The 11,455-nt window shown below is 43.4% G+C and carries 13 protein-coding genes; 8 read left to right on the top strand and 5 right to left on the bottom strand.

Annotated features, from left to right (window positions below; translation table 11 throughout):
• The first annotated feature begins 10 nt into the window (after positions 1–10).
• Positions 11–2,611 carry a TonB-dependent receptor gene (locus MHN32_RS20810; protein WP_239422689.1) on the top strand — a complete coding sequence of 867 codons (2,601 nt, stop codon included), beginning with the start codon at positions 11–13 and terminating at the stop codon, positions 2,609–2,611.
• On the opposite strand, the gene MHN32_RS20805 is transcribed toward MHN32_RS20810, so the two are convergent.
• A complete protein-coding gene (locus MHN32_RS20805) occupies positions 2,594–3,499 on the bottom strand; it encodes a LysR family transcriptional regulator (RefSeq protein WP_045989301.1) in 906 nt (301 codons plus the stop codon). The two genes, MHN32_RS20810 and MHN32_RS20805, sit on opposite strands and share 18 nt — an antisense overlap.
• A gap of 96 nt (positions 3,500–3,595) precedes the next feature.
• Between MHN32_RS20805 and MHN32_RS20800 the strand changes: the two genes are divergently transcribed.
• The 3 genes from MHN32_RS20800 to MHN32_RS20790 all read left to right on the top strand — a co-directional run bounded on the left by MHN32_RS20800 (position 3,596) and on the right by MHN32_RS20790 (position 6,701).
• Entirely contained in the window at positions 3,596–3,901 is a 306-nt protein-coding gene (locus MHN32_RS20800) for a hypothetical protein (RefSeq protein ID WP_010604263.1), read from the top strand.
• A gap of 134 nt (positions 3,902–4,035) precedes the next feature.
• Positions 4,036–6,090 carry a S9 family peptidase gene (locus MHN32_RS20795; RefSeq protein WP_010604264.1) on the top strand — a complete coding sequence of 685 codons (2,055 nt, stop codon included), beginning with the start codon at positions 4,036–4,038 and terminating at the stop codon, positions 6,088–6,090.
• Between the two features lie 65 nt (positions 6,091–6,155).
• Positions 6,156–6,701, top strand: coding sequence for a GNAT family N-acetyltransferase (locus MHN32_RS20790; protein ID WP_239422688.1), 546 nt, complete (start codon positions 6,156–6,158; stop codon positions 6,699–6,701).
• 35 nt (positions 6,702–6,736) lie between these two features.
• Here MHN32_RS20790 and MHN32_RS20785 read toward each other — a convergent pair whose 3' ends face one another.
• The 3 genes from MHN32_RS20785 to MHN32_RS20775 form a co-directional block, all read right to left on the bottom strand.
• Complete coding sequence (locus tag MHN32_RS20785) at positions 6,737–6,988, bottom strand: TIGR03643 family protein (RefSeq protein WP_343224420.1); 252 nt, start codon at positions 6,986–6,988, stop codon at positions 6,737–6,739.
• A 55-nt stretch (positions 6,989–7,043) separates the two neighbouring features.
• Positions 7,044–7,202 (bottom strand): hypothetical protein, encoded by a 159-nt coding sequence (locus tag MHN32_RS20780; protein ID WP_019647622.1) that lies wholly within the window; start codon positions 7,200–7,202, stop codon positions 7,044–7,046.
• Between the two features lie 78 nt (positions 7,203–7,280).
• Complete coding sequence (locus MHN32_RS20775) at positions 7,281–8,162, bottom strand: LysR family transcriptional regulator (protein ID WP_239422687.1); 882 nt, start codon at positions 8,160–8,162, stop codon at positions 7,281–7,283.
• 124 nt (positions 8,163–8,286) lie between these two features.
• Between MHN32_RS20775 and MHN32_RS20770 the strand changes: the two genes are divergently transcribed.
• The 4 genes from MHN32_RS20770 (at position 8,287) to MHN32_RS20755 (ending at position 10,203) form a co-directional block, all read left to right on the top strand.
• Entirely contained in the window at positions 8,287–8,901 is a 615-nt protein-coding gene (locus tag MHN32_RS20770) for a glutathione S-transferase family protein (RefSeq protein WP_239422686.1), read from the top strand.
• Positions 8,902–8,908: 7 nt separating this feature from the next.
• Positions 8,909–9,277: a nuclear transport factor 2 family protein gene (locus tag MHN32_RS20765; RefSeq protein WP_174169420.1), complete on the top strand. Its 369-nt coding sequence runs from the start codon at positions 8,909–8,911 to the stop codon at positions 9,275–9,277.
• A 10-nt stretch (positions 9,278–9,287) separates the two neighbouring features.
• Positions 9,288–9,500: a 4-oxalocrotonate tautomerase family protein gene (locus MHN32_RS20760; RefSeq protein ID WP_095728319.1), complete on the top strand. Its 213-nt coding sequence runs from the start codon at positions 9,288–9,290 to the stop codon at positions 9,498–9,500.
• Positions 9,501–9,756: 256 nt separating this feature from the next.
• Positions 9,757–10,203: an Hsp20 family protein gene (locus MHN32_RS20755; protein ID WP_010379331.1), complete on the top strand. Its 447-nt coding sequence runs from the start codon at positions 9,757–9,759 to the stop codon at positions 10,201–10,203.
• A gap of 1,062 nt (positions 10,204–11,265) precedes the next feature.
• On the opposite strand, the gene MHN32_RS20750 is transcribed toward MHN32_RS20755, so the two are convergent.
• A partial coding sequence (locus tag MHN32_RS20750; RefSeq protein ID WP_239422685.1) for an EF-hand domain-containing protein occupies positions 11,266–11,455 on the bottom strand: 190 nt, incomplete at its 5' end.

The raw sequence follows: 11,455 nt of genomic DNA, 5'->3' as shown, positions 1-11,455 counted from the left end.
GTTGAGCACAATGTCAGAATTTCTCATCCGAACAGTTTCTTGTAGCGTATTCTTTATCACAGCTGCAAGTTATGCCGTTGAGCAAAATCAGACAGCTGAAAATACCATAGAACGCATCGAAATCCGCGCCTTCCATGACAGCGTTGTCAAGTCTCTCAGTAATAAACGTCACAATCAACAAGTTTCAGATACGATCAGTGCTGAAGACATAGGTAAGTTTCCAGATAAAAACGTCGCAGAGGCGCTGCAACGGATCACCGGTATTTCACTCTCTCGAGCACAAGGTGAAGGTGAGCGGATCGGCGTGCGAGGCACAACCCCCGAGCAAAATAGAACTTATTTGAATGGTCAATATCTCGCCTCCGCTGATTGGTGGATCTCAAGTCAGCCAAGCCGAGGCTTTAATTTTACCTTATTACCCAGTGAAATCGTCTCTAGCCTTGAGGTGTTCAAAACACCACAAGCTATGCAGGATGAAGGTTCGTTAGGTGGTGCAATCAATATAAAAACCCGCGACCCTCTGCTTACGCCTTCAGGCTATGGCGTTGTAACGGCCCAGTTCCAATACAGTGACTTGAGCGATAAACTCGACCCACAATTATCTGCAATTTATAACTACCATAGCGAAACTGGCGACTATGCTGTACTTTTTACCGCAACACGACGAGATCGCAGCCTCAGACGCGACGGCCTAGAATCGTGGGGGTGGCACGATAGAACATTATACCAAGGTGATGATGATACTTGGTATGCCACCCAGCAGACCCCACAAGACAAAAGCCAGACGTTATGGTTTCCAGGAGGTGGGGGTTCCGCGATTTTTCAGCAGCAAAGAGAGTTACAAGCTTATACAGTCAATGCCGCATTTCAGCTTTCCCCACGGCTTAGGTTAAATAGTCACTTACTTTACTCTCATCTAAACGCAGACAACAACAATCAAAACTTTCTCTGGCAAAGTGCAAAGTCTATTGACCTAGGCGGCGGGGTAACCGATTTACAAGTACAAGATGGTACTTTGGTGAGCGCCCACTATTTACCCACAGCAGCGCCGTTCAATACCAGCATGGAAGCCATTTGGCGAGACTCGCAGATCAGCACTAAAAGTGCTCATCTAGACTTAGTCTATGATGGCATTTATTGGTCAAGCCAGTTTCAAGTGGGTCTAAGCCACGGCTCAGGTGGCACCAAAGAAGACGTCACGTCACAGTTTTCTGCTAACACCCGTTTTCATGTTGATACATCAATGCGAAAAAACATCATCGCAAGTTATGGGGCTTCTCCGTTAGATGCGGCGAGTTGGTTTATCACCGAAGCTCGAAATGACAGCCAAGATGGCAAAGATAAATCATACTTCGCGCAAGCCGATTTTGCGTACGATATCGACTTTAAACAGGTCGACGCGATTAAGTTTGGCATTAAACTCAAGGACCATCAACGGGACTTTTTGCGCTATCGCTCAAAAGATGGAGGGCTTGATGGTCTAGCCGGCGAGCTTGGCACTACACTGGCCGCCTATCCGGGCACTTTTGTGGATGATTATTTGCGCGGCGTAGGTAGTGCAAACACCTTAAAAAACTACAGTTATGCCGATATTACACTGCTCGCCAAAGACTTCGATACGCTCAATTTTGAACAAGAGATAGAAAAAGCCAGTCGATTTCATATTACAGAAAAAACCGCCGCCGCTTACGGTCAAATGCAACTCGCTGGTGAATCCTATGCAGCCAACATTGGGGTACGGGTGGTCAAAACCTTTCAAGACTCTGCCGCATTTAAACGTGTCGCCTCCCCCATCGAAGCACCCGACAGCTATGTTTGGCATGAAGAATCTCGGGATTACATCGATATTCTACCCAGCGCCAATATCAAGTTTGACTTAAGCGAAAGTCTGGTTGGCCGTTTTTCCGTTGCGCGCGTCATGTCACGAGCGCAATTTCATCACCTTATGCCCTCAACTAATTACAACGTGACCCAAGCTCAAGGACAAGGTGGTAACGCCAGCTTAGATCCATATAGAGCGGCGCAGTTTGATGCCAGCCTTGAGTGGTACTTTGACGATGCAGGACTCGCCTCAATCGCCTTATTTAACAAAGATGTGGAGTCTTTTATTGAGTTTGAGCGAAAGCTTGAGCGTCATGAAGGTATTTTGATGTCTATCGATAGGCCCAGTAATGGCGCTGGCGGCAGTATCCGTGGCGTTGAACTAAGCTACCAGCAGACACTTGCGTACGGATTTGGGTTAATCGCCAATTACACCTATGTTGATGGAGAACGTGACAACGCTGACGTTGGCTTACAGAACAAAGTGCCAGGCACCTCAAAACACAGCGCTAACTTCACCGCTTACTACGAGAACCACCAATTTAGCGCACGGCTTAGCTATAATTATCGAACCCAGTTTGCCACCGGTGTAGGCGAGACCATGATGGATAACTACGGTCAGTTAGACGGCAGCCTCACGGTGAAATTAAGTGATAACCTTGATGCACAATTTGAGTTTATTAATTTAACCGACGAACAAATCTATACCTATGACCGCAATGAGTACGCACCAACAGGGGTATATGTGAATGGTCGGCGCTACTACGCAGGGCTAAGATACCAATTCTGATTTGCATGATAATTGCGACTGTACAAACCCTAAGAATAAATCTAGCTTTGCAGAGTGCTCTCGTTTTACTTTATATATGGCATGCAAAGTAACTTGGGGCCTATTTTGCTCGGGAAACAGCTCAACCAAAGCGCCCGAATCGATATCTCGTTGGCAAAAATAAGACGGTAGCATGGCAATCCCCAATCCGGCCAACACCGCCTCTCGAATGTGAAAGCGACTATTCGCTATCAAATTACCTTGCAGAGCATAGCTTCTAGTTCCGTCATGCCAACTATCTTCAACATGGTTTAGTTTAGATAACAACATGTTATGCCTACTCAGTTCGTCTAATTGCTCGGGCTTCCCGTGCGCCGCTAAATAGCTAGGCGTGGCAACAAAAGTCGAGTTTATATTGATTAATTTCAAGACATAAAATTGACTGTCTTTGAGTGCAGCTGAGAGCCTAAACGCCACATCAATCTCATCTTCGATTAAATCCTGATTTGCTGCGGTAAACATCAGCTCTAACTTTATTTGCGGATAGCGCTTTTGAAAATCGATACAAATTTGGCTCAGTAGCATACGCCCTATCGTATTTGGAAAGGTTATTTTTAGGTGACCAGATTGATGCACTCCAACCTGTTCGACTTCTTCTTCCAAATCGCGTAGCGCGCGAAGGATCTTTTTCCCTTTTTCGTACACCAACTTACCGGCATCAGATAAGGCGAGTTTACGGGTTGTTCTATTTAAAAGTACTTGTCCATAAGACGACTCTAGCTGCGCTATCGATTTACTCACCGCTGAAGTCGTGGTACCGAGCTGCTCTGCAGCTCGACTGAAGGAGTGTTGCTCAGCGACACAACATAATATTTTAAGTAAGTGAAGTTTATCGTATTCCTTTCTCATTATTTCCTCTTAGGAAAAAGTCTTTACACCAAATGAATATATATTAACTAAAAATAAAAAGTAAACTTAACTCAAAAGAAAACAAAGGACATCAACATGATCACCACGTCGTGCCACTGCGGCCAGATCCACTATCGTATTTTCACCACGACAACAGCCAACGAAATATGCACTGGTGTGCAGTTTATTCAGGCTCACGGTCTGATCGAAAACCCTTGTAAATCTCTCGAACGATTTGTGGTGCCGCATTCGAAAGCTCAAACCATCCAAGAGCATGGTTTTTGCAAACACTGTGGTGCTTCTATCTACATCATGGATGACAAAGGCAACATTTCGTATGCACTTAATCATCTAATGCCGTTTCAGGCTGATTATTCAGGCGCGCTGAATTTTGGCCTATAAAAGATAACGGTTTTGCTTTATCAGACTTAACCGACAATTAATCGCAAACATTGGTTTTTATTCTGGTGACAAGTAGAATGCCTAAAAACTTCATCTTGAAGTTACAACAAGTGAATGAAAATTTAGGATAAATAATGAAACTACTTAAGTCTGCTTTGGCTTTAGCAATGGGCTTCACCAGTGCTGCAAGCCTCGCAAGCGATACCATCACTATTGAAGACATCCCAAAGATCCAATCGGTAAGCTCAACGTCGGTGAGTCCTGACGGCGAACTCGTTGCTTTTACTCGCTCGGTACCGCGCGAGCTTTACGTTGACCAAAATGGTTCTAATTACAGTGAACTTTATGTGGTTGACGACGAAGGTGTAGAGCGCCCATTTATCACCGGTAAAGTGAGCATCTCAAGCATCTCTTGGTCGGCCGACGGTCAGTTCATTTATTTCCTAACCAAGAAAAAAGAAGACAAGCAACGCGCCCTTTATCGCATCGCGGTAAACGGTGGGGAAGCACAGAAAGTGCTTTCACTAAAAGGAACTGGGATCTCGGCTTATAGCCTAAGCCCTGATGGCAAACAGGTTGCAATCCTTGCAATGCCAGCTGCCGATAAGTCAGAAAAAGAGCTGAAAAAGCTTGGTTTTATGGCTGAAGTGTATGAACTGGGTTTAAAAAACAAACAGCTTCATATCATTGATCTTGCAGCATCAGAAAAACCGCTAACTCCAGCGGCACTGAACATCGAAGGCTATGTTAGTGAAATCAACTGGGCTGATGATGCCTCTAAATTACTGGTAAAAACCCAGCCAACAGCGCTTATTGATGACAAGTATATGAAGTCACAATGGCATGTGCTTGATGCGAAAACACAACAAATTACCACTTCGTTCAAAACAGAAGGTAAGCTTGGTACCGCAGAGTTTTCTCACGATGGTAAATACATCGCGATTTTAGGCGCTGAAGACAAGCATGACCCGGCAACTGGTCGCTTATACCTTGCCGATGCACAAAGCGGCAAAGTAGAAGAGTGGATCCCAAACTTTATGGGTCACATCGGTGATTTTGAGTGGTCAAACCGCAAAAACCAGCTGACTTTTGTCGCAAACGTCGGCGCTGAGAGTTTTGTTGGCCAAATTAAAGTTGGCTCAAACAAATACAAGAAACTTATCAAAGAAGGTAAGTTTATCGCATCGAATCTATCTATCTCTGACTCAGACAAAACCATTGCCCTACGTGCAAATACCGCTAAGCACCCAAATGAAGTGTTTGTGATCCGCTCAAGCAAGGCAACTCGTCTATCAAACTCAAACCCGTGGTTAGACAACAAACGGTTTGCAAAACAAGAGGCTATTAACTTCAAAGCCCGCGATGGCGTTGAAATTGGTGGCGTATTAATTTATCCACTTGATTACCAAGAAGGTACACGTTATCCACTGATCATGTCGGTGCACGGTGGCCCTGAAAGCCACGATAAGAATGGCTGGCTCACGAGCTATTCAGATCCGGGTCAAATGGGCGCAGCACGCGGCTATGCGGTATTCTATCCAAACTACCGTGGTTCGACAGGTAAAGGCGTTGATTACTCAAAACTTGGCCAAGGCGACTACGCAGGTAAAGAGTTTGACGACTTAGTAGATATGAAAGAATACCTAGTCAATACCGGTTTAGTAGACACTAAGCGTGTTGGTATTACTGGTGGCTCTTACGGCGGTTATGCCTCAGCTTGGGGTGCTACAAAACTAACCGAACACTTTGCAGCAAGCGTGATGTTTGTTGGGGTAACAAACCAACTATCTAAGTTTGGTACTACCGATATCTCAAACGAAATGTACTTAGTGCACGCTCGCTCTTACCCTTGGGATAAGTGGCAGTGGTACCTAGAGCGCAGTCCGATTTACTGGGCTGGTCAATCAAAGACGCCATTACTCATTATGCATGGTAAAGATGACCCGCGAGTACACCCAGCACAGTCTATGGAGCTATATCGCTATATGAAAGTGCAAGGTAAAGACGTACGTCTAGTTTACTATCCAGGCGAAGGCCACGGTAACCGCAAAGCTGCGGCTCAATACGATTACAGCTTGCGCTTGATGCGCTGGATGGACAACTACCTAATCGAAGGCAAAAAAGACATGCCAGATTACGAAATTGACCACGCTGCGAAGCTAAAAGCCGTTAAAGACGCAAATAAATAAGTAAGCAAGCAGCTTATTGTTTAGGGGCGCGAATTTGCGCCCTTTTTTATCAAGGAAAAAAGATATTGCAATTAACTACAATCCAACTCGACACCGAGCGATTCACACTTAGACCCTTAACCTCACAAGACGCCGAAGCGCTATTTGCCATATTCTCAGACGCAGACGTCATGCGCTATTGGAACACGCCACCTTGGGAATGCCTTGACGATGCAACGCAATTTATCAAGCAATCACATGAAGATTTGACTACACAACAAGCGATCACACTGGCCATTGTTTCGAAAAGTGATGAAACATTAATTGGTAAATGTTTACTTTTTAGCTGGGATAAAGAGTCACATCGCGCCGAAATTGGCTTTGGTATTGCCAAATCTCACTGGGGGCAAGGTGTCATTCAAGAAGCGGGCTCTGCACTCATTAACTATGCTTTTTCAACACTACAGTTGAGGCGTATTGAAGCTGAAATTGATCCTGCTAATATCGGCTCAGCCAAAGTGCTAACAAAACTTGGATTTACTAAAGAAGGTCACTTACGTGCTCGCTGGGAAATTGCTGGTGAAGTCTCAGACTCTGCACTATTCGGCTTACTTGCAAGCGACCTTCAATAAAGCAAAGACTAATACCCAAAGGTCTAGATAACGCGTTACCTTTGTTTGTATTGGGTTTTACAATATCCGCGATTGACCGCTTTGCTTCTAAGTTTAATATGCTTAGTGTTACGGCCATTTACTCGTTGCCGCCATAGCCTAAAACTACCGGGTTTTAGGCTACAACGCATCAATTTGATCACTTTAGGTTCACTGAGCTCAAACTGTCGCTCAATAGCTTCAAATGGCGTCCTATCCTCCCACGCCATTTCAATGATCCTAGAAATTTCTGAGTCACTAAATTGCACTTGCTTAACCTTCCCCTAATTAAAAGCAAAGATACGTAGCGAGTAGCTCATTAGATTAAAAATACTTACGTCCAATCAATATTCCCATCGCAATGCCGATAGGTAAGGTGTACATGATTTGCCCAGATGCAACGCCCACGGCTGTGCCAATTCCTGCGCCGATAGCCAGCCCCAGACCTATTTTTCGATTGGCATTTTGTTTATCACATTTCATTGATTGTTCCATCATCTAAACCAGTAGTTAATGTGGCAAAGTAATGAAGAAATGTAAACCACCTTATTTGCTTAACAATCAGTGCCCGTCACGCTTAAACCAAGCCTGTAAAAACTCGATACATTGAAGTACCGCGGCTGGCACAAATTGGCGTGCGGGATACAGTGCATATAAGGCTAGCGTTGGCTTGTCAGCGTGCTGCAAAATACTAACTACCTCGCCCTTTTCAAGTGCTTCTCTACAGGCAAATTCAGGTAAAACCCCTATTCCCAAATGGCTTTTAATTGCCTGCAACATAAAAAGGACATTGTTCACTTTAAGGGAGCCTTTTATTCGCACACCTTCGTCTAATGGCCATAAGTTCTTGCGTTTTGAATAGCTGTATTCAAAACAATTATGATGAATTAAATCTGGTGCTGATTCGATTGCAGGGTGACTATCTAAATATTGTGGTGAGGCGCATACATGATAGCTAAATTGAGTAATTTCTTTTCCTATATAACTTGAGTCAAACGGACGACTGGAAGCCCGAAAACCTAAATCGAATCCCTGTTCTACTAAGTCGATATCCTCATCTCCTAAATGTATTTCAAGGTCGACATCGGGATACGCTTGCATAAAATCGGCGAACATTGCTGCCAAGTCAGTGATCCCAAGCACCATTGGCACATTCACCTTTAGCTTACCTTTTGGTGCTTGCTGCGACTCTTGTATGAAGGTGTCTGCATCCTCTAACTTATTGAGAATATCCTTAGCACGCTGCAAATAGCCTTCTCCCACATGCGTGAGCTGCAAATTGCGCGTGGTGCGATGTATAAGCCGCGCACCAAGCTCAGCTTCTAGTCGGCTGATCTCCTTACTGATCATGGATTTGGATGTATTATATTGCTCTGCAACACGAGTAAAACTGCGTACCTCAGCCAGTTTTACAAACATTTCTATCGCTCGTAGCTTGTTCATACTTTCCTTGATTATTGTTTCCACTATATGAACTCTTAGTTCTCATTGTAGCTATATATCAAACAACATCTAGTTTATACACTGAGCTTGTCTTTTAGCCAAGAAGCAAATGAGGAAAACCATTATGTATACGTTATATTACTTACCAGGTGCTTGTGCGCTAGCAACGCAAGTCATATTAAGAGAATTAAAACAACCCTTCGAACTGGTTGACAAACGCGGTGTTGATAACTTTTTAGCCATTAACCCAACAGGTAAAATCCCGGTTCTTAACGATGGCGAAAACTGCTTAGTAGAAGGCGCTGCAATCCTACTTTATCTACTCAATAAACACGAAAATAACCTTCTTCCTCAAGCTGATGTTCTTCAAAAGCAACAAGCGATAGAAAACATTCTGTTTGCCAATGCTACTATGCACCCGGCTTACAATCGTCTGTTTTTTGCCACAGGCGCAATCGCTGATGAGCATGCACGCCAGCCATTTTTAGAAGCGGCAGCGGTTGCCATCAACGAATTATGGGTGTTAGTCGAGAAAAAGTTAGCGCAGCAATCATTTTTAGGCGGCGATCAGGTTTCCACTGCGGATATCATGCTGGCTGTATATGCGCGTTGGGGCGCCTATTTTCCAGTCGACATTATCATTCCAGAAAAAGTCAGCAAAATGTTAGCTGCAGTTGAAGCAAGGCCCAGCTTTATCGCCTCGATAGCAGCTGAACAAGCACACAGTACAGACGCATGAGCTTAATATGACTAAGCCTATTTTCAAACTACAGGATTTAGACAAAGTAACTGCGGTTATTCAACAATATTTTGACGGGCTACACCAAGGAGATATTAAAAAGTTGGATGCAGTTTTCCACGTTGACGCGGTGCTCAAAGCTCCAGGAATGAGGCGCACCAAATCACAGTGGCTAGATTTGGTTTCATCTCGACAAACGCCCGAAAGCCAAAGCGCTGCTTTTAATTACCGTATTTTGTCGGTGGATGTTGTAAACCATCAAGCAATGGTCAAGCTGTATTGCCCACTGTTTGAACATCACTATATCGACTTTATTGGTTTACTTAAAGAAGATGGACAATGGCGTATCGTCAACAAAATGTATGATGATCTGTAGGAGATAACCAATGCCAATCATCAATATTAAAATCACGAAGGAAGGCGTTACACCTGCTCAGAAGCAAGCCTTAATAAAAGGTGCAACTCAGCTTATGGTGGATGTCCTTGATAAAGCGCCACATGTTACTTTTGTCGTTATAGAAGAAGTTGAAACTGACGACTGGGGAATAGGGTTTGATCAAGTCTCTATGTTGAGACAGCAAAACTTAAGTCCTAAATGACGCAATAAAAAAGAGGCATCAGATGGTGCTTCTTTACCTGCAAAGACAATTTTCTTGAAAAAGAATCTTATAAAATTCAGGTAAATAAAAACTTTTTTAAAAAAGTTTCTTGAAAAATATTTGCCTCGTCCATAGATAGTATTGTGAGGACGCCGACAGGGCCCCAACCCAAACTAAGTAAATGTTTTATATGCTATTTATTGGCTTTAATAGAAGCAATAAATAGCTTAATGATCGCTTTATGAGGATACAAATTATGCGTACAGTAGACCTATCTCCACTTTATCGTTCATTCATCGGTTTTGACCATTTAGCACAGTTAATGGATGCAGCATCACGCAACGAAAAGCAACCAAGCTTTCCGCCATATAACATCGAAGCCACCGGTGAAGACAAATACCAAATTACCATGGCTGTTGCCGGATTTACCGAGCAAGAGCTTAGCCTTGAGTCAGAAAACAATACTCTGACAGTGAAAGGCGAAAAGCAAAACAAAGAAGACAAAGCTGAGCGTAAATTTATCCATCAAGGTATCGCAGAGCGTAACTTTGAGCGTAAATTTCAACTTGGCGATCACGTCAAAGTGATTGGCGCAGGACTTGAAAACGGCCTGTTAGTCATCGACCTTGAGCGCGAAATTCCAGAAGCACTCAAGCCGAGAAAGATTGAAATTGGCAAAGGCAATCTCATCGAAAATAAATAATCGATTGAGGTCTCTTCTCCCTGTTTTTACATGATGTCACGTTTCCAAGTCGCCCTCGGGCGACTTTTTTGTTTTGAGTTGCTAGTTTACCCATTTTATAGCGTTGAATACGTTTTGAGTTAGCAGCGTATATATCTATACCACCTAATTGGCGACTTAGGACTAACCATCAAACATAAAAACACAAAAATCGCTGCGTAAAGCATCTCCTACTTCGCAGTGCTAGATTTTTAAAGGTAGCACTTTAATTGGCATGGAGTTTCGATAAGTAAAAGCGACTTGCTGGGTAGATTGAGGTGTGATTTTTATGTAGAGCACCATTTATACTGACAGCAACCGGAAGAGGAGTGTCGCCTAGCTTTCTCTCTACGTTGAGCTTCACGAGCAGCTTGATTACTAGCTCTGTCGATTGCTTTAACAACCTTTATTGCAGTTCTTAAACCGCTTCCTCGTCTAGCCAATGTTACTCTTCTTTGCGTAATAAAGTTACGCTTATGATGCTAGTACAACTGAATTGGAGTTGTTGTTTAGATCGACTGTAACGTTAAATAAAGCTAGAAGCTAACTTTTACATGGCTAAAGCAGGTTTATCAGACTTTCGATTAGGGGAAAAAGAATATCTAAGCGTGACTTAATGTTATCTATTCAATCAAGTTTCACTCTATATTAATACTCGCCGTCTTAATGGGCGTTTGCGGCTCGCTGAGCATAAAAAAATAACGAAAAACAAAAAAAGCTTGGCTATTAAGCCAAGCTTTTGGGTGCGGTGCGAATAACCGCCTTACTCTTACCGACTATGATCCTTCACTTTACTTCCCTAATGACATCCAAACTCTCAATTTGGAGCTCAAAGATTCTGATAGCGATGCCTCGCTGTAAGTATTCCTTTATACCAGTTTGTTTAAACTTGCCCGAAAAAAGGCGCTTAGTTGAACAAATCAGTAATGTTGCCAAATAACTCAACAATAATCATAATCTTTGAACTCTATTCCCTGCTCCCTGACATCAGTTCCTTTTCCTCTGTCACTCCCTTGCGCGGTAAATCTACTTCTCGAGCTCTAATTAGCCTTTAAAGTTTGCGAATTCTGTTTCGCTTAGCTCGCCGTTTGCATCAACGTCTAGCGCTTTAAATTGCTCTGCAAGTGCAGTGTGTGCTTGTGCTTCACTCATGCTGATTGTGCCGCTTTGATCTGTATCTAGCGCTGCGAAGTCTTCACCCGCCATTGCATTAACAGAAGCAAAAGATAAACCT

It is taken from the genome of Pseudoalteromonas sp. Of11M-6 (genome assembly GCF_022347905.1).
Classification (GTDB): Bacteria; Pseudomonadota; Gammaproteobacteria; order Enterobacterales; family Alteromonadaceae; genus Pseudoalteromonas.
This window is presented reverse-complemented; position numbering and strand designations above follow the sequence as displayed.